At 63.0% G+C, this 18,604-nt stretch carries 15 protein-coding genes; 12 read left to right on the top strand and 3 right to left on the bottom strand.

Annotated features, from left to right (window positions below; all coding sequences use genetic code 11):
* The first annotated feature begins 12 nt into the window (after nucleotides 1-12).
* From AC1DYR_RS05630 to AC1DYR_RS05590, 9 genes are all read left to right on the top strand, one after another.
* On the top strand, nucleotides 13-1,101 hold the full coding sequence (locus AC1DYR_RS05630; protein WP_477704776.1) for a lactonase family protein: 1,089 nt from the start codon (nucleotides 13-15) through the stop codon (nucleotides 1,099-1,101).
* A complete protein-coding gene (gene garD / locus AC1DYR_RS05625) occupies nucleotides 1,101-2,690 on the top strand; it encodes a galactarate dehydratase (RefSeq protein WP_477704223.1) in 1,590 nt (529 codons plus the stop codon). The genes AC1DYR_RS05630 and garD overlap by 1 nt, the downstream gene beginning before the upstream one ends.
* Nucleotides 2,691-2,724: 34 nt before the next feature.
* Entirely contained in the window at nucleotides 2,725-3,711 is a 987-nt protein-coding gene (locus AC1DYR_RS05620) for a Bug family tripartite tricarboxylate transporter substrate binding protein (protein WP_477704222.1), read from the top strand.
* Between the two features lie 36 nt (nucleotides 3,712-3,747).
* The gene (gene garL / locus AC1DYR_RS05615; RefSeq protein WP_477704221.1) at nucleotides 3,748-4,530 is read left to right on the top strand and encodes a 2-dehydro-3-deoxyglucarate aldolase; all 783 of its coding nucleotides are present in this window, start codon (nucleotides 3,748-3,750) and stop codon (nucleotides 4,528-4,530) included.
* Between the two features lie 70 nt (nucleotides 4,531-4,600).
* Nucleotides 4,601-5,482, top strand: a complete 882-nt coding sequence (locus AC1DYR_RS05610; RefSeq protein ID WP_477649436.1) for a 2-hydroxy-3-oxopropionate reductase — start codon at nucleotides 4,601-4,603, stop codon at nucleotides 5,480-5,482.
* A gap of 79 nt (nucleotides 5,483-5,561) precedes the next feature.
* Entirely contained in the window at nucleotides 5,562-6,527 is a 966-nt protein-coding gene (locus AC1DYR_RS05605; protein WP_477704220.1) for a Bug family tripartite tricarboxylate transporter substrate binding protein, read from the top strand.
* 152 nt (nucleotides 6,528-6,679) lie between these two features.
* Nucleotides 6,680-7,648 (top strand): TRAP transporter substrate-binding protein, encoded by a 969-nt coding sequence (locus tag AC1DYR_RS05600; protein WP_477704219.1) that lies wholly within the window; start codon nucleotides 6,680-6,682, stop codon nucleotides 7,646-7,648.
* Nucleotides 7,649-7,672: 24 nt separating this feature from the next.
* Nucleotides 7,673-8,749, top strand: a complete 1,077-nt coding sequence (locus AC1DYR_RS05595; protein WP_477704218.1) for an aldose epimerase family protein — start codon at nucleotides 7,673-7,675, stop codon at nucleotides 8,747-8,749.
* A 52-nt stretch (nucleotides 8,750-8,801) separates the two neighbouring features.
* Complete coding sequence (locus AC1DYR_RS05590) at nucleotides 8,802-9,698, top strand: dienelactone hydrolase family protein (protein WP_477704217.1); 897 nt, start codon at nucleotides 8,802-8,804, stop codon at nucleotides 9,696-9,698.
* A 68-nt stretch (nucleotides 9,699-9,766) separates the two neighbouring features.
* Here AC1DYR_RS05590 and rpoD read toward each other — a convergent pair whose 3' ends face one another.
* Nucleotides 9,767-11,938 (bottom strand): RNA polymerase sigma factor RpoD, encoded by a 2,172-nt coding sequence (gene rpoD, locus AC1DYR_RS05585; protein ID WP_477704216.1) that lies wholly within the window; start codon nucleotides 11,936-11,938, stop codon nucleotides 9,767-9,769.
* Here rpoD and AC1DYR_RS05580 point away from each other — a divergent pair.
* Nucleotides 11,928-12,464, top strand: a complete 537-nt coding sequence (locus AC1DYR_RS05580; protein ID WP_477704215.1) for a hypothetical protein — start codon at nucleotides 11,928-11,930, stop codon at nucleotides 12,462-12,464. The two genes, rpoD and AC1DYR_RS05580, sit on opposite strands and share 11 nt — an antisense overlap.
* 139 nt (nucleotides 12,465-12,603) lie before the next feature.
* Here the strand turns inward: AC1DYR_RS05580 and dnaG are convergent, their stop codons facing one another.
* A complete protein-coding gene (gene dnaG, locus AC1DYR_RS05575) occupies nucleotides 12,604-14,586 on the bottom strand; it encodes a DNA primase (RefSeq protein ID WP_477704214.1) in 1,983 nt (660 codons plus the stop codon).
* A gap of 181 nt (nucleotides 14,587-14,767) precedes the next feature.
* Here dnaG and AC1DYR_RS05570 point away from each other — a divergent pair, with 181 nt between their 5' ends.
* On the top strand, nucleotides 14,768-15,664 hold the full coding sequence (locus tag AC1DYR_RS05570; RefSeq protein ID WP_477704213.1) for a YihY/virulence factor BrkB family protein: 897 nt from the start codon (nucleotides 14,768-14,770) through the stop codon (nucleotides 15,662-15,664).
* Between the two features lie 9 nt (nucleotides 15,665-15,673).
* Here the strand turns inward: AC1DYR_RS05570 and AC1DYR_RS05565 are convergent, their stop codons facing one another.
* Entirely contained in the window at nucleotides 15,674-17,542 is a 1,869-nt protein-coding gene (locus AC1DYR_RS05565; protein ID WP_477704212.1) for a gamma-glutamyltransferase family protein, read from the bottom strand.
* A 121-nt stretch (nucleotides 17,543-17,663) separates the two neighbouring features.
* On the opposite strand from AC1DYR_RS05565, the gene AC1DYR_RS05560 reads away from it, so the two are divergent.
* On the top strand, nucleotides 17,664-18,593 hold the full coding sequence (locus tag AC1DYR_RS05560) for a LysR family transcriptional regulator (protein WP_477704211.1): 930 nt from the start codon (nucleotides 17,664-17,666) through the stop codon (nucleotides 18,591-18,593).
* Nucleotides 18,594-18,604 lie beyond the last annotated feature (11 nt).

Genomic DNA, 18,604 nt, shown 5'->3' with positions numbered 1-18,604 from the left:
CAAGGACTTGCCATGCTTCCAGCCTCGTTGCGCACTTCGTTTTTGCTGCTCGCCGGCGCGGGCCTGATCGCCGCCTCCGGTGCCGCCAGCGCGGCCACCTGGGTGTACGTTGCCAATGCCGACAGCCAGGACATCTCGGTGATGCAGCTGGACCGCGCGGCAGGTGCCCTCAAGCCGGTGGCCAGCGTGCCTGTGGGCGGCACGGCCATGCCCATGGTGGTGAGCCGCGACAAAAAATTCCTCTATGTGGCGCTGCGCTCGCAGCCCTTTCGTGTCGTGACTTTCGCCATCGACGGGGCCACGGGCGGCTTGAAGAAGCTGGGCGAGTCCACGCTGGCCGACAGCATGGCCAACATCGACCTCGACGCGACTGGCAAGTGGCTGCTCAGCGCCTCGTACGGCGGCAACAAGATCGCCGTGAACAGCATAGGCGCCGACGGCGTTGTGGGTGCGGTGCAGCAAATCGTCAGGACTGCGCCCAATGCGCACGCCATCCATGCCGACGCTTCGGGCAAGTACGTTTTCGCCACCAGCCTGGGCGGTGACAACCTCTCGAGCTGGAAGTTCGACCCCGCAACCGGTGTGCTTTCGGCCAACGACCCTGCGCTCATCAACGTTGCCCCGGCCAAAACCGGCCCGCGGCATTTCTTGTGGAACAAGGCGCAGACGCACGTCTACCTGATCAACGAACTGGACGGCGGCGTGGACGTGTTCAGCTATGACGCCGCCAGGGGCGCGATGAACCATCTGCAGCGCAGCACCGTCGTGCCGCCGGGCTTTGCCGGCAAGGTCTGGGCCGCCGATCTGCAGATCTCGCCAGACGGCAAGTTCCTCTACGGCTCCGAACGCACGTCGAGCACGCTGACCACCTTCAAGGTCGACCCTGCCACAGGCCGTATTGCCGTCGTCGGCCAGACGCCGACCGAAAAGACCCCGCGCGGCTTCGCGGTGGACTCGACCGGCCGCTTCCTGATCGCTACCGGCCAGGACTCGCACGGCGTTTCGCTGCATGCCATCGACCCCGCCACCGGCCTGCCGGGCGCGGGCAAGAGCCAGCCTGGCGGCAAGAACCCCAACTGGGTCGAGATCGTGGACTTCTGATGACTGCACCCATGAGCCGCCCACCGCTGTACATCCGCATGCACGATGCGGACAACGTCGCCATCGTCGCCAACGACGGCGGCCTGGCGCCGGGCGTAGTGTTTGCCGACGGCCTGACGCTGATCGACCGCGTGCCGCAAGGCCACAAGGTGGCGCTGGTCGATTTGCCCAAGGGCGCGGCGGTGCTGCGCTACAACGTGCCCATCGGTTATGCGCTGAAAGACATTCCCGCCGGCAGCTGGGTGCACGAGCGCCTGCTCGCCATGCCCGACGCGCGCGGCCTCGACGGCCTGCCGATTGCCACCATCAAGCCGCCGGCACAGGCCCCGCTGGAAGGCTACACCTTCGAGGGTTACCGCAATGCCGACGGCTCGGTCGGCACCCGCAACATCCTGGCCATCACCACCACGGTGCAGTGTGTGGCCGGCGTGGTGGAGTTCGCCGTCAAACGCATCAAGGACGAATTGCTGCCGAAGTTTCCCAACGTCGACGACGTGGTTGGCCTGGAACACACCTACGGCTGCGGTGTCGCCATCGACGCCCCCGACGCCATCATCCCGATACGCACGTTGCGCAACATCAGCCTGAACCCCAACTTCGGCGGCGAGGTGATGGTGGTCAGCCTGGGCTGCGAAAAGCTCCAGCCCGAGCGCCTGATGCCGCCCGGCACCATCCAGATCGTCGACGAACGCAGCGTGGCCGACGTCGGCATCAGCGCCGAAGCGCCGCTCGATGTGGTCTGCCTGCAGTCCGAGAACCATGTCGGCTTCATGTCCATGATCGACTCCATCATGCAGGCGGCCTTGCTGCATCTTGAGAAGCTCGATGCGCGCCGCCGCGAGACCGTGCCCGCCAGCGAACTGGTGGTCGGCGTGCAGTGCGGCGGCAGCGATGCCTTCTCCGGCGTCACCGCCAACCCGGCGGTCGGCTTTTGTACCGACCTGCTGGTGCGCGCCGGTGCCAGCGTGATGTTTTCCGAAACCACCGAGGTCCGCGACGGCATCGACCAGCTCACCTCGCGCGCGGCCACGCCGGAAGTGGCACAGGCCATGATTCGCGAGATGGCCTGGTACGACGCCTACCTGCAAAAAGGCCTGGTCGACCGCAGCGCCAACACCACGCCCGGCAACAAGAAGGGCGGCCTGTCCAACATCGTCGAAAAAGCCATGGGCTCCATCGTCAAGTCCGGCAGCTCGCCCATCAGCGGCGTGTTGGCGCCCGGTGAAAAGCTCAAGAACAAGGGACTGACCTACGCCGCCACGCCGGCCAGCGACTTCATCTGCGGCACCTTGCAGCTCGCCGCCGGCATGAATTTGCATGTGTTCACCACCGGCCGCGGCACACCTTACGGCCTGGCCGAATGCCCGGTGATCAAGGTCGCCACCCGTAGCGATCTGGCGCGCCGCTGGCACGACCTGATGGACATCAACGCCGGCTGCATTGCCGACGGTGACGCCAGCATCGAAGACGTGGGCTGGGAGATGTTCCACCTCATGCTCGAAGTGGCCAGCGGCCGCAAGAAGACCTGGGCCGAACACTGGAAGCTGCACAACGCGCTGGTGCTGTTCAACCCCGCACCCGTGACCTGATTTTTCGTTCAAAAACACGCAAGGAGACATCATCATGCAACGCCGTACCCTGATTCACACTGCCATCGCCGCAGCTGCCGGCGGCCTGTCGGCCCTCTCTGCATTTGCGCAAGGCGCCTGGCCCACTGGCAAGGCCATCACCTATGTTGTGCCGTTCCCGCCCGGCGGCAACACCGACACGCTGGCCCGCCTGATCGCCCAGCCGCTGTCCACCGCGCTCGGCACGCCAATCGTCATCGACAACAAGGGCGGCGCCGGTGGCAGCGTGGGTTCGGCCATCGCGTCGCGCGCACCGGCCGACGGCTACACGCTGCTGGGCGGCACCGTCAGCTCGCACTCGATCAACGTCAGCCTCTACAGTACGCCCATCGGCTACGACCCTGTCAAATCCTTCACCCCGGTCGCCATGCTGGGCGTGAGTCCGTTGCTGCTGGTGGTGCCGGCCAGCAGCCCGCTGCGCACCCTGGACGACGTGCTCAAGGCCGCCCGCGCCAAGAACGGCGGCCTGAGCTCGGGCTCGCCGGGCATCGGCACCTCGCCGCACATGGCGCTGGAGCTGCTGGCCAGCCAGTCGGGCGTCAAGTTCACCCATGCGCCGTACAAGGGCTCGGCGCCCGCGGTGCAGGACCTGATAGGGGGCCAGCTCGACATGATGTTCGACACCAGCCTGATTGTGGGCCCGCACATCCAGAGCGGCAAGCTGCGCCCGATTGCCGTCACCGGCGGCCAGCGCGTGCCCAGCTACCCGAATGTGCCGACCATCGCCGAGAGCGGCCAGAAGGGCTTCGACATGGTGTCCTGGCAGGCCATGTTCGTGCCCGCGAACACACCACAAGCCGTGGTCGACCGTCTGCACGCCGAAGTGATGAAGGTGCTGGCCTTGCCCGAGATTCAGGCCAAGCTCAAGGTGTTCGGCATGGAGCCCTCCAGCATGACGCCCGCGCAGTTGCTTGAGTATCAGAAAACCGAGGTCGACAAGTGGGCCAAGGTTATCAAGGCCGCAAACATCAAGGCCGAATAAGCCCGTACCCCCTTCAGAGAGCAACAGCAAACCACCATGACACAAGCCACGCCTTACCAATCCTTTCCCAACAGCTTCAAGCGCGACCTGCTGGCCGGCAAAAAACTGATCGGCTGCTGGTCCTCGCTGTCCAACGCCATCACCACCGAGGTGCTGGGCGTGGCCGGCTTCGACTGGATCCTGCTTGACGGTGAACATTCGCCCAACGACATGGCCACCTACATCCCGCAGCTGATGGCGCTGAAGGACAGTGTCAGCGCACCCGTGGTGCGCCCGACCAGCAATAACTCGGTTGAGCTCAAGCGCCTGCTCGACGCCGGCTTCTACAACTTCCTGATTCCTTTTGTCGAAAGCGCCGAGCAGGCCGTCAGCGCCGTTGCCGCCACGCGTTATCCGCCCCAGGGCATTCGAGGTGTCTCGGTATCCCAGCGCAGCAACAAGTACGGCACGGTGCCGGACTACCTCAAGTCCATCAACGACCACATCTGCGTGATGGTGCAGATCGAAAGCATCGCCGGTACGGCGGCTGCTGACGAGATCGCCGCCACCCCGGGTGTCGACTGCATGTTTGTCGGCCCGTCCGACCTGGCCGCCGGACTGGGCCACCTCGGCAATGCCGGGCACCCGGAGGTGCAGGCCGCCATGGTGAAAATTTTTGCTGCCGCCAAGGCGCACGGCAAGCCGATCGGCATCCTGGCGCCGGTGGAAGCCGACGCACGCCGCTACATGGAGATGGGCGCGACGTTTGTCGGCGTCGGCAGCGACCTCGGTGTGTTCCGTGGCGCCACGCAGGCCCTGCGCGACAAATACCTCGCCTGATTTTTCTATTCTGTCATCCCGGACCGCGCGGCCGGGGCCATCCCTATTTTTACGAACAAGGAGCATTTTTATGAGCAAGCTTGGTTTTATCGGCCTGGGCATCATGGGCGCGCCGATGGCTGCGCACCTGATTGCGGCAGGACACGAGGTTTTCATGAACACGCGGAGCAAAGTGCCCGCGGCTCTCTTGACAGGCAAAGGCAAGGCCTGCGATTCCATCGCCGACGTAGTAAAGCAGGCGGACATCATTTTCCTGATGTTGCCGGACACGCCCGACGTGGAGAACGTGCTGTTTGGCGATGGCGGAGTGGCCTCGGTGCTGACCAAAGGCAAGACAGTGGTCGACATGAGTTCCGTCTCGCCGATGGACACCAAAGAGTTCGCCAAGAAAATCAACGCCCTGGGTTGCGACTACCTCGACGCCCCGGTGTCGGGCGGTGAAGTCGGCGCCAAGGCTGCCAGCCTGACCATCATGGTGGGCGGCCCGCAGGCGGCGTTTGACCTCGTCAAGCCGTTGTTCGAACTGATGGGCAAGAACATCACCCTGGTGGGCGGCAACGGCGACGGCCAGACCTGCAAGGTGGCCAACCAGATCATCGTGGCGCTGAACATTGCGGCCGTGGGTGAGGCCTTGTTGTTTGCCAGCAAGGCTGGCGCCGATCCAGCCAAAGTGCGCCAGGCGCTGATGGGCGGTTTTGCCTCGTCGCGCATTCTGGAGGTTCATGGAGAACGCATGATCAAGCGCACCTTTGCGCCGGGCTTCCGTATCGGCCTGCACCAGAAGGACTTGAACCTCGCGCTCAGCGGTGCACGTACGCTGGGCCTGGCTTTGCCGCAAACGGCGGGCGCCGCCCAGCTGATGCAGGCCTGTGCCGCCAACGGCATGCAGGACCTGGACCATTCCGCTCTGGTGCGCGCGCTTGAACTTCTGGGCAACCACGAAGTCGCGTAACTCATCCGCATAAAGAGTCCACAGAGGCTCTCGGCGCAGCTGGTGGAGGACACCGCTTTTCATACATCCGGAGACGAACATGCCGATCAATCGACGCGAGCTTATGGCTGCTTCACTGGCTTTGGGGACTGGCGCTGCGAGCGCGCAGGCGTCATGGCCATCCAAACCCGTACGCCTGGTGGTGCCGTACCCACCCGGCGGTTCTTCAGACATCATCGCGCGCGCCATTGCGCAGCCTCTGTCCGAGGCGCTCAAGCAGTCGGTCATCGTGGACAACAAGGCTGGCGCCAACGGTAACCTGGGCGCCGACATCGTCGCCAAGTCCGCACCCGACGGCTACACGCTTTTGCTGTGCGACACCGGCGCGCTGGCCATCAGCCCTTCGGTCTATACCAAGCTGGGATTTGATCCGTCCAAGGACTTGCGCGGCGTCACCATGCTGGCGTATTCACCGCACCTGCTGGTGGTTCATCCCTCGGTCCCCGCCAGCAATCTCAAGGAGCTCGTGGCGCTCTCGCACAAGACCGACCTGAACTTTGCGGTAACGGCCATGGGTAGCGCGCCGCACCTGGCCGGTGTCGCGGTTGAGCGGGCGAGCAAGGCGAAGTGGCAGTACATCCCGTATAAGGGCGGTTCGCAAGCCGTCAGCGATACGATCGCCGGCCAGACCCAGGTGTTGATGAACGGCATGCTGGCCACCTTGCCGCATGTGCAAAGCGGGAAGCTGAAGATCCTGGGTGTCTCCAAGAGCACGCGCATGCCGCTGATTGGCAATGTACCGACGCTGGCGGAGCAGGGTCTTGCCAACTTCGAGTCGGGCACCTGGCAGGGTTTGCTGGTGGCCAACGGTACGCCGGCAGCCGTCATCAATCGCCTCAACACCGAGCTCATCAAGATCATCCGCAGTCCGGACATCCGCGCCAAGCTGGCGGGGCAGGGTGCCGAGGTGGTGACCATGACGTCGGCCCAGCAGGATGCATTCTTCAACCAGGAACGCGCTCGTTGGGCCAAGGTTGTTGCAGAAGCGAATATCAAGCTGGACTGAAAAAATCATTGCGTGACTTAGTGGTGGTATCGCCTGATATTTTTGGGTGATGAGCGCGGATCCGTGGGAATATCGAGCAAGGGATTCAATTTTGAAAAGAAACGAGTCGGACCCATCAGAGGCTGACCGTTATAGCCACGCCAGGAGACAACATGCGGACTTCATTCAAGGGGCTTTTGTGCCTCTCTTTCGCCCTATGCGCGGGCGCCACCATGGCGCAGACCAAGCTGCGGGCATGGAACATTCATCCCGACGGCTATCCGGTATCGGAAGCGATGAAGAGCTTCGTGGAGCAGGTGGCCAAGAGCACCAGTGGCCGCTACAACATAGAGCTCTTCAATAGCGGCACGCTCGGTGACCAACCCAAGGCCGTTCAGATGCTCAAGAGCGGCGAGATCGATGTGGCCGAATTCAGTTCGGGTCCGCTGTCGGACGCCGTGCCGGGCATCAAGGTGCTGAACCTGCCCTTCCTGTTCACTGATTCCGCGCACATGTTTCGCCATCTGGACGGCAAGCTGGGTGAGCGTTTTGCCGCCAACCTGAAGGCCGCCGGCTTCGTTGTGCTGGGCTGGTATGACGGCGGCGGCCGTTCTTTTTACTGCGTCAAGCCCGTCAACAATATCAGGGACCTCGCCGGCATGAATATTCGTGTCCAGCAGTCCGAAATTTACATCGAGATGGTGAAGCTGATGGACGCCAAGCCGGTGGCCTTGCCCTTCAAGGACGTGCTGGGCGCCCTGGAGCAGGGCAAGGTGGACTGCGCCGAGAACAACCTGCCTTCGTATGAGTCCACCGGACACTACAAGGTGGCCAAAAACGTTTACGTTACCAACCATGTGATCTCGCCCGAGGCCTTGGTCGTCTCGACCAAGCTGTGGGAAAAACTCAGCAAGGAAGACAAAGCCGCATTCACCGAGGCCGGCGCCAAGTCCGCCCTCCTGATGCGCGAGCTGTGGAACAAGCGGGTGGCCGCGGCGCTGGAGACCACGACGAAGCAGGGTTCGCAGTTCGTCAAGGTCAGGGATGCTTCGCCCATGGTCAGGCGAATGGGGCCTTTGTATGGAAAATACATGGCGGACCCGACCACACGCGAAGAACTGTTGACAATTATTTCGAAGTGAGCGTTCCAGACGTCAGACACTGCCATGCTGCTTGACCCCGCACGATTTGTACGAGAGATCGACGGCAAGTTCACCGCGTTGTTCACGCTGCGCAACGGTCAAGGCATGACTGTGTGCGTGACAAACTACGGCGCAAAGATCGAGCAGGTACTGGTGCCGGGCCGCGATGGCCGCTTTGACGACGTGGTGCTGGGTTACGACAGCATCGACGGCGCGATCGGCGGAGCGCCCTCGGTGGGGGCTTTCATCGGGCGGTATGCAGGCCGTATTGGCCATGCGCGCTTCACGCTGGGTGGCAAGGAGCATGTGCTGGCCGCCAACAACGGCCTCCACTGCTTGCATGGCGGCGTGAAAGGCTCGCGTTTTCGGGTATTCGATGCAGTGCAGCGTAGTGATTCCAGCGTTGAAATGCGTTATGTGTTTGCCGATGGGGAAGAGGGCTTTCCGGGCACGATGGCGCTGCGCTTGACCTACAGCGTGACCGAGGCGAACGAGCTGGTGCTCGACTATGAGGCGCTCGCGCTGGATGCCCCCACGGTAGCCAATCTCACCACGCATGCTTTTTTCAATCTCGAAGGCGCGGGAAGTCGTAACGCACTGGAGCATGAGGTCACGATTTGCGCCAGCCGCTATTTCGAGATGGCGCCTGACCTCATCGCGACAGGCAGGTTGCTGCCGGTGGAAGGAACGCCGTTTGATTTGCGCAAGCCGGTCGTGCTGAACACGCGCGTGTGCGGCTTGCAAGCCGAGGCCGGTATCGGCCTCGTCGCCGGGTATGACGACTGTTTTGAGATTGACCGCTCTGCCGCCAGTGATGAAGATCTGGCGCTATGCGCGCGCGTGAGTGTACCCATTAGCGGGCGGGTGATGGAAGTCTGGTCGACAGAGCCCACCATGCAGTTCTACACCGGTCTTGTGGCAGGCGAGCCGCTGGCTGGCGGGCCGGGCAAGGGCGGCAGGCAGTACGCGCAGCAGCAAAGCCTGTGCTTTGAGCCCCAGGGCTACCCCAACGCACCCAATGTGCCGGCATTTCCTTCCGCCGTGCATGAGCCGGGACAGAGCCGCCAGGGCCGCACGCTCTACCGCTTCAGCACTTCTTAGGCAAGTGCGTTCCGCATGTCAAAATGCTCCGGCAACAAGCAAGGAGCTGAGCATGCGATGGTGGAAACTGGCGTGGATGTTTGGTATGGTGTGGGTGGCGCAGACGACTGGCATGCCCGCATGGGCGCAGCAGCCCGAGCGCGTGCCGCCGCAGATCGTCAAACTGCCTCTGCAGATCGACGGTAAACAGTATGAGGTTGTCACCCATCTCTACAAGCCCGCGGGCGAAGGTTCGTTTCCGCTGGTGATCTTTTCCCACGGTCGGGCGCCGTCGCGTGTTGACAGGGCCAAGCTTGAGTATCCGGTGCTGGTCGGGCACGCCAACTACTGGCTTCGCAAGGGTGTTGCCGTGGTTGCCCCGGTACGGCCAGGATATGGGGACACCGGGGGCACCGACAGGGAGGACTCCGGCATCCGGTGGAGCGGCAAGGTTTGCACCGGCGACCCCGACTTCACGCGTGTGGCCAGCCACGCGGGCCAGACGGTGGTCGCGCTGCATCAATGGGCGCTGCAGCAGCCTTGGGTGCGCAAGGACAGGGCGCTGCTGGAAGGACAGTCAGTGGGCGGCATGACGACGGTGTCGGTTGCGGCGCTCAACCTGCCGGGCGTCGTCGGCGCCGTCAATTTCGCGGGCGGCTCAGGGGGTAATCCTGAGGACTCTCCAACCAGGAGTTGCAAGCCCGAGAACATGGGCAAAACCTATGGCGAGCTCGGCAAGCTGGTCAAGGTGCCCAACTTGTGGCTCTACGCCGAAAACGACCAGTTCTGGGGAGCCGAGGCGCCCCGCGAATGGCACGATGCCTTCAAGGTCGGCGGCAGCGATACGCAGTTCGTTCAGACCGGCCCGGTGCAGGGACATGACGGGCATTCACTGCTGACCTACGGCGGAAAAATGTGGTCGGTGCCGCTCGATGCGTTCGTGCGCAAAGTGGGACTGACGGCGCCCTGAGTTTTGATCAGGCGTAAAAAAGCCCGGCGCCTTTTTGGAGGCCGGGCTTTTGAGAGGAGCAAGCGCGTTTACAGCGTATCGATAAAGCTGCGCAGCTTGTCCGAACGCGAAGGGTGCTTGAGCTTGCGCAGCGCCTTGGCTTCGATCTGGCGGATGCGTTCGCGTGTCACGTCGAACTGCTTGCCGACTTCTTCCAGCGTGTGGTCAGTCGACATCTCGATACCGAAGCGCATGCGCAGCACCTTGGCTTCACGTGGCGTCAGGCTGTCGAGAATGTCTTTCACCACGTCCCGCAGGCCGGCCTGCATCGCGGCTTCCAGCGGTGCGGTGTTGGCGCTGTCTTCGATGAAGTCGCCCAGGTGCGAATCGTCATCGTCACCGATCGGCGTTTCCATCGAGATCGGCTCTTTGGCGATCTTCATGATCTTGCGGATCTTGTCTTCAGGAATCTCCATCTTGGCGGCCAGGATGCTGGCGTCCGGCTCGAAGCCGAATTCCTGCAAGTGCTGGCGCGACAGGCGGTTCATCTTGTTGATGGTTTCGATCATGTGCACCGGGATGCGGATGGTCCGCGCCTGGTCCGCGATGGAGCGCGTGATCGCCTGGCGAATCCACCACGTGGCGTAGGTCGAGAACTTGTAGCCGCGGCGGTATTCGAACTTGTCGACGGCCTTCATCAGGCCGATGTTGCCCTCCTGGATCAAGTCAAGGAACTGCAGGCCGCGATTGGTGTACTTCTTGGCGATCGAAATCACCAGGCGCAAGTTGGCCTCGATCATTTCTTTCTTGGCGTCGCGCGAGTTGGACTCGCCTTCGTTCATGCGCTTGTTGATGTCCTTGAGCTGACCAAGCGGCACCACAACGCGGGCCTGCAGTTCGGCCAGTTTGGTCTGCAGTTCCTGAATGGGCGGCACGTTACGCGCCATCACTACCGACCAGGGCTTGCCGGACGCGACCTGTTTTTCAACCCACTTGAGGTTGAGCAGGTTGGGTGGGAAGTCCTTGATGAAGACTTCCTGCGGCATGCCGCATTTCTCGACAATGATGCGGCGCAATTCGCGCTCCTTCTTGCGCACGTCCAGGACCTGACCGCGCAGCATGTCGCAGAGCTTTTCAATGGTCTTGGCGGTGAAGCGCACGGTCATCAGCTCGTCGCTCAGGGCTTTTTGCGCCTTCACGTAGGTGGGTGTGCCGTAGCCTTCCTTGTCGTAGGTCTTGTGGACCTTCTCGAACAGGGTGGCGATCTTGTCGAAGCGGCTGAGCGCTTCTTTCTTGAGTTCTTCGAGCTTTTTGGTCAGGGCCTTGGAGCCGCCCTTGCCGTCGTCGTCGTCTTCTTCGTCGAATTCGTCGAAGTCTTCTTCGGCCACATAGTCGTCGGCTTCGTTGGGGTTGGAAAAGCCGTCGACCACGGTGGAGATGACGATCTTGCCTTCGCGGATTTCTTCGCCCAGGCGCATGATTTCAGCAATCGTTGCGGGGCTTTCCGAGATGGCTTCCATCATCTTCATGAGGCCGCCCTCGATGCGCTTGGCGATCTCGATTTCGCCTTCGCGCGTCAAGAGTTCGACCGTGCCCATCTCGCGCATGTACATGCGCACCGGGTCGGTGGTGCGGCCGAATTCACTGTCGACGGTCGACAGGGCGGCTTCGGCTTCTTCTTCGGCTTCCTCTTCGGTCGCAACCGTAGGGCCGGTGTTGTTCAGCAGCAGGGTTTCCGCGTCAGGCGCCTGCTCATACACGGCCACGCCCATGTCGTTGAGCATGTTGACCACGACTTCCAGCGTTTCAGCATCGACCAGCTTGTCGGGAAGGTGATCGGAGATTTCGCCGTGCGTGAGGTAGCCGCGGGTTTTACCGAGCTTGATCAGGGTCTTCAGGCGCAGGCGGCGCTTGAGCATGTCTTCTTCGGAGAGGACGGTTTCGTCCAGGCCGAATTCCTTCATCAGGGCGCGTTCCTTCGCCTTGCTGATCTTCATGCGCAGCGGTTTGACCTTCTCGGTCGTTTCCGCGATGGGTTCGCCGACCAGATCGTCTTCAATATCAGACATGTCGAGGTCTTCCCCCGTCTTGATCGGCCCGGCTGCGTTCTTCGGCTTGCGGCCGCGCTTGGCGCCGGTGGTGGCGGCGGGCACGCTGCCTTCGGCCGCCGGGTTCTTGGGCGGGCGACCGGGTTTCTTCTTCACGGGCACGTCGGTAGGGGCGGCGAGGGGCTTGGCTTCGGGACTGGACTTGGTCGGCACGGCGGGGGCTTTCTTCAGGGGCAAATCGGAAATCGCGGATTTCGCGGTTTTCAAGGGAGTTTTGCTCACCGGAGCATTGGGTTTGCTGGGTTTGACAGATATGGCGTGTTTTCCCGGCTTTTCAACCTTGCCGCTTTTGGCGGCAGGCTTTGCGGCGGCTTTGACTGGAGGCTTGGCTGCGGGTCGAGCTGCAGCTTTGGGCTTTGCGACAGCTTTCGGCTGTGCGCTTTGGGGCTTCTTGGACGTGCTCGGCTTCTTCGGCTTGGCAGTAGGCATGGGACCTCCAGTTGTCGGGAATTGTTCTAAATATCGATCAGCTACCAGTAAACAAAAATGCGCCTTGGCGCCTGTACAAAGCACAGGCACGGTGACAAGGATTCAGAGTCAAAACGAGAGGGCGGAAAAACAGGCCGGGCAATGCCAAAGGCACGTGGCGGTTTATTTTTCCGGGCAAGCTGTTTGGGCGAACATTTGGTGTGCAGTCCTTGCGGAGATTCCCTGGGGGAAGTGGCCGCCTCATCTGTGAGTTCCCCGAAGTTTCGGGGTGGCCGGGCCGGAGGTGCTGCTGTCGCGCTTGCCGTCAAAAGTCGGATTATACCCTGTTGCCTGTTTTTTGGGCGATTTTTTGGGCCTAGAAACAGGTATTTTTCCCGGGCCGGGCGGGCTCAGCGGGTCGGGTCGGCGGCGTTTTTGAGGCTGGCGGCCAGTTCCTGGTAGCGCTTCCGGGCGGCCGGGTCCGTGGCGGCCCGGGCGGCCAGTTCGCTCATCTCGCGCTGGCGGTGCAGGCGCAGGAGCTGGTCCAGGATGCTTCGAACCTCATCCCAGTCACTTTCGATGCCTTCGGGAATCTGTGCGATCTGCGCTGCGGCATGTCTTTCGTGGGGGTGGCCTCGCAGCCCTTCGCGCAAGGCGGCCCACGGCTGGGGCCCGTGCTCATGCAACTGGCTCTCCAGCCAGATGAAAAGCGGGCCGTGGGGCTCAGGCAGTTCGACCAGCAAATGATGCTCTTCAGTGGTGAGCCGGTCCCAGGTCTGGGCCTCGGTCAGCAGCAACCTGAGTACGCGGTCTTCACGGCTGGCCGGCAGGATACGGCCAGCCACGCGGCGTGGAGCCCGCGCGCCGAAGCCGCGTCCCGTCGTTGACGATGCCGGGGGGAAATAGCTGCCAGAGGGCTCGGACGAGGTGTAATCGGGCTCCTCGCGAAAATCCGGCAGATAGTCCGCGGGGCCAGACATGTCTTGGGAAGCGCCTGATGTTGAGGATGATTCCGGCTTCTGGCCCTTATTGGAAATGCGCAAGCTGCTATTATTTTTATAGCCACCCTTGGAGGTCGCAGGCTGCCAAAGCTGCATCAGTTCGCGGCTGTCAATCAGTACCCTGTCGGCAATTTCAGCCAACAGCTGGCGCTTCAATGCGCCATCAGGCATCAGGCTCCACAGCGGCCGCGCATTGCTGGCCATGTGGGCGCGGCCCTCGGCGGTGTCCAGATCGCAGCCCTCGGCGGCGGCTTCCAGCAGGAAGCGGCTGAGCGGCACGGCCTTGCTGACATAAGCCGCGAAACCTTCCTGGCCGTGCTTGCGGATGTAACTGTCGGGGTCGTGCTCGGCCGGCAGGAACAGGAACTTGACGGTGCGCACGTCGGTGGCAAAGGGCAGGGCGGCGTCCAGCGCCTTGCGGGCGGCGCGGCGGCCGGCGCTGTCGCCGTCAAAGCTGAAGACGACCGAGTCGGTGAAGCGGAACAGCTTTTGCACGTGATCCGCCGTGCAGGCGGTGCCCAGGGTTGCCACCGCATTGGCAAACCCCAGTTGGGCCAGGGCCACCACGTCCATATAGCCTTCGGTGACGAGGGCGTAGCCGTGTTCGCGCAGGGCGGTGCGGGCCTCGAACAGGCCGTACAGCTCACGCCCCTTGCTGAAAACCGGGGTTTCGGGTGAATTCAGGTATTTGGGTTTTTCGTCGCTCAAGACGCGACCGCCGAAGCCTATGCATTCACCCTTGACGTTGCGGATGGGGAACATGACCCGGTCGCGAAAGCGGTCGTAACGCTTGGCTTCGCCGGCGGCATTTTCGTCGCCGGGCTCGCCTGTAATGACCAGGCCGCTTTCGACCAGCAGCGGGTCGTTGTAATCCGGAAAGACGCTGGCCAGGCTGCGCCAGCCCTCGGGCGCATAGCCCAGGCCAAAGGTCTTGGCGACTTCGCCCGAAACGCCGCGGCCCTTGAAGTAATCAATGGCGCGCTCGGAATTGCGCAGGGCCTTGATGTAGGCGACGCCGGCCTTTTCAAGCACGCTGGTGAGCGTGGCCTGCTGCTCGCGCATCTGCGCGGCGCGGGCGCGGTCTTGTGGCGAGACATCGTCTTCAGGCACCTGCAGGCCGTATTGCTGGGCCAGGTCTTTGACGGCTTCGACAAAGGTCATGCCGCCGTGTTCCATCAAGAAGCTGATGGCGTTGCCGTTCTTGCCGCAGCCGAAGCAGTGGTAGAACTGCTTGGAGGGGCTGACGCTGAAGGAGGGCGACTTTTCGCCGTGGAAGGGGCACAGGCCCATGAAGTTGGCGCCGCCCTTTTTGAGCTGTACGTAGCGGCCCACGATGTCCACGACGTCCGCACGCGCGAGCAACTCCTGGATGAATGTTTGGGGTATGGCCATGGGGTGGAAAGAGGGGGGGTCAATTTAGCACACGCGCCCCGGCGGGGCGGGTCTGCGCCGATAGCCCTGAGGGGACATGGGCGCTGGGCTGACATGCACTGGAGGCATCTGGCGGCAGGGTGGGGCGCTTTGGCGGTCCATCATGGGCTTTTCCCTGCAGCCCCGGAAACGGGGCCTTCCGATGAAGCTTGCGCCCAACCTTGCCTATGTTTTCAGCCATCCCGGCGCTTTCACGCTGCGGGTGCTCAAGGGCTTTCGCGCCAACCAGGGCTTGCTGCTGGCCGGCGCCGTGGCCTATTACGCGCTGCTGTCCATCGTGCCTCTCCTGATTCTTGTCGCAATTGCGCTGTCACATGTCATAGCGCAGGACGCGTTGCTGCAGGCGCTGGGCCGTTACATCGGATGGCTCGCGCCTGGCCAGGGTGGATTCATCACCGCAGAGCTGGCCAACTTCCTGGCTCACCGGGAAGTACTGGGCTGGGTCCTGCTGGCCACGATGCTGTTCTTCAGTTCACTGGCTTTCACGGTGCTGGAAAGCGCGATGTCGGTTATTTTTTTGCACCGCGTGGCGATTCGCCGCCGCCATCTCCTGGTGTCTGCCGTTCTGCCGTATTGCTACATCGTGTTTGTGGGGCTGGGTTTGTTGCTGGTGACGCTGGTCTCGGGCAGCCTGCAGGCGCTCGGTGAAAAAAGCGTGGACTTTCTGGGTCTTGAATGGTCGCTCAGCGGGTTTTCCGGTGTGCTGCTGTACCTGCTGGGCCTGACGGTGGAGGTGCTGCTGCTGACCTCGCTGTACATGGTGATGCCGGTGGGCCGGCTGCAATGGCGGCACGCGCTACTGGGCGGTGTCACAGCGGCGCTGCTCTGGGAGCTGACGCGCCATTTGCTGGTGTGGTACTTCTCCACGCTGTCGCAGGTCGGCCTGGTTTACGGCTCCCTCACCACGTCCATTCTGGTGCTGCTGAGCCTGGAAGTGGCCGCGACCTTGCTGCTGCTGGGCGCGCAGGTAATTTCAGAATACGAACGCCTGAGCCCGGCTCGGCAGGACCAGCCTGCCAAGCCCATGCGGCTGGACTAGAGAACAGCTTCAGTCGCCCAGCACCAGTCCTTCACGCCGCGGATCTGCACCGCCGAAAAGGCCCTGTGGCGTTCTCTGGATCGCCTGCAAACCACTGGTCATGGTCTGTTCGCGCACTTCAGCGCCACGGCTTCGCAGCGCTTCGACGGTCGCCGGCGAAAAGCGCTTTTCCTCCAGGATGCTCGGGCCGTTGAGTGAGGCGAAGTTGGGCAGGTCGATCGCCTGCTGGGCGTTGAGGCCCCAGTTCAGCGTGGCATACAGCGTCTTGGCGGTGAAGTGGATGATGAGCGCGCCGCCGGGGCTGCCACCACTCATGACGAGCTGGCCGGAGTTTTTGTCAAACACCAGCGTGGGGGCCATCGACGAGCGCGGGCGTTTGCCGGCCTGCACACGGTTGGCCACGGGCTTGCCTTCGGCATCTGTCGGGGCAAAGCTGAAGTCGGTGAGTTCGTTGTTGAGCAAAAAGCCGCCGGCCTTGCCGGTGCCGCCATCCGTCATCAGGCGTGAGCCGAACTGGTCTTCAATCGTCGTGGTCATGGCAATCGCATCGCCGTAGCCGTCGATGATGCTGATGTGCGAGGTGCCGTATTCGGGCTGGTCGGGCATGGGCGCATAGGCGGTCGCGACAGCGCCTGGAACGCCCGGCTTGGCGGTTTTCATGCTCGGGCCGGCGGGCTGGATCAATTTGGCGCGCTCGCTGAGGTAAGCAGGGGCGAGAAGGCTCATCCAGCTGCCGCCCGGGGGCTGCACGAAATCAGGGTCACCCAGGTATTGGGCACGGTCGGCGAACGCCAGGCGCGAGGCCTCGGTGTAGAGGTGCAGCCAGTCAGCCGAGGGCGTAGGCGACACGGTGCCGGGAACGCCGCCGGTGCCAGTGACCAGGCCCAGCGACGCGGCCGGTGTGTTGTTCAGGATGCCGAGGATTTGCCCGACCGCAATCGCGCCCGAGCTGGGCGGCGGCATGCCGCAAAGGCGGTAGGCCTTGCCGGCCGCGCTGTAGTCAGAGCAGATCGGGTCGCGCTTTTTGGGTTGGTAGCCGGCGAGGTCGGCCAAGGCCAGCTTGCCGGGGTTGGTGGCGTGACCTTGCACCTTGGTGACGATGGCCTGTGCGACCTTGCCTTCGAGCAGCGCACTGGAGCCCTTGGCTGCGATTTGCCGCAGTACGTCGGCCAATGCCGGGTTGCGCAGCACAGAGCCCACATCGACAGGGTTGCCGTCGGCTTTGTAGAAATAGGCTGCGGCGGTGGCGTCCTTCTTCAGATGCACTTCACCCTTGAGCAAGGTGTTGAGCCGCGGGCTGACCTTGAAGCCGCCTTCGGCGAGCTGAATCGCCGGTACGAAGAGCTGGGCCCAGGGCAGGCGGCCGTATTGTTTGTGGGCCATCTCCAGCATGCGCACCGTGCCGGGCGTGCCGACGGAGCGGCCGCCGACCACGCCGTCATAAAAAGCCATGGGTTTGCCGTCGGGCCCGAGGAAGAGTTTTTCGTCGGCGGCGACTGGCGCGGTTTCACGGCCGTCAAAAGCTTCGACGGTTTTACCGTTGTAGTGCAGCATGAAGGCGCCGCCGCCGATGCCGCTGGACTGTGGCTCGACCAGGGTGAGCACCATCTGTACGGCAATGGCGACATCCACCGCCGAGCCGCCGGCCTTGAGGATCTGGTAACCGGCATCGGTGGCCAGCGGGTTGGCCGCGGCGACGGCGAATTTCTTCGTGGCCCAACCCGGCTTGGGCGTGAAGCCCGATGAGCCTTCGGGCTGCATGTACTTGGCGCCGCGCGCCACTTCATCGGCGGGGACCTGGTAGGTGAAGGAGGAGGGGCTGCTGGCGCAGGCAGCAAGCAGCGCGGTGGCTGCCAGCGCCGGGAAGGCGTGTCTCATGGGATATCCTTGAATGTCGTTATGGGTTGTCATGGGGCTTTGGACCAGGTCTCGTGCCCGCTGGCAAATATATCGAGCCACCCTGCACCCCACAATGGCGTTTCGGAGAAATCACTCTTCCATGGAATTTGACAATCTCGATACCCTGCGCGTATTGCTGGCCACGGCAGAAACCGGCAGCCTCACGGGTGCGGGCAAGCGCTGCAGGCTGTCTACTGCGGCGGTGAGCGCGGCGATCAAGCGGCTGGAGACTTCACTGGGTGTGCGCCTCTTTGAGCGCACCACGCGCGCCGTGCGGCCCACCGCCGAAGGCGCGGTCATGGTCGACCATGCGCGCCGTGCGCTCGAGCTGGTGGCTGAAGGCCAGGCCAAGGTGCGCGCCGGTACGTTTGGCCTCACGGGCAGCATACGCATCACCGCAACTGCCATGCTGGCGCGCGAGATGCTGGCCTACTGGCTGGCCGAATTTGCCAGCACCCATCCCGGCATTGAAATCGACTTGCAAATCAGTGACGCGCGTGTGGATCTGGTGAGGGAGGGTATAGACATCGCCCTGCGCAACGGGCCGCTGATGGATTCGACCCATTCGGCGCGCCTGCTGGCGCCGGCCCGGCGCGTGGCCTGCGCCAGCCCCGATTACCTGGTGCGCCGCGGCACCCCTCTGGAGCCTTGTGAGCTTGCGCAACACGACTGCCTGGTCTGCCACGTGCGCGAGCGCCGGCAGGATCAGTGGCAATTCGATTTGCAGGGAGAGGCCAGCGCGCCTTTTCAGGTGCGCGTCGCCGGGCCGCTGGCCTGTAACGACGCCTCTATTGCACTGCAGTGGGCGCTGGAAGGGCGGGGCATTGTTTACCAGTCCGAGATCGACCTCATGGCCTCTTTGGCCGGCGGCAAGCTGGTGCGCCTTTTCGCGGGTTACCTGGGTGAGCCGGCGCCGCTCTATGCCGTGGTGCCGAGCCGGCGCTATGTGCCGGCTCGCGTCAACGAGGTGATCGAGCGGTTCTCAGCGTTGCTGACCGAACGGCTGGCAGCGCTGCACCCCGAGGCTTGAAATCGCCAAAA

The sequence above is a fragment of the Polaromonas sp. P1_F9 genome (assembly GCF_056405615.1).
This window is presented reverse-complemented; position numbering and strand designations above follow the sequence as displayed.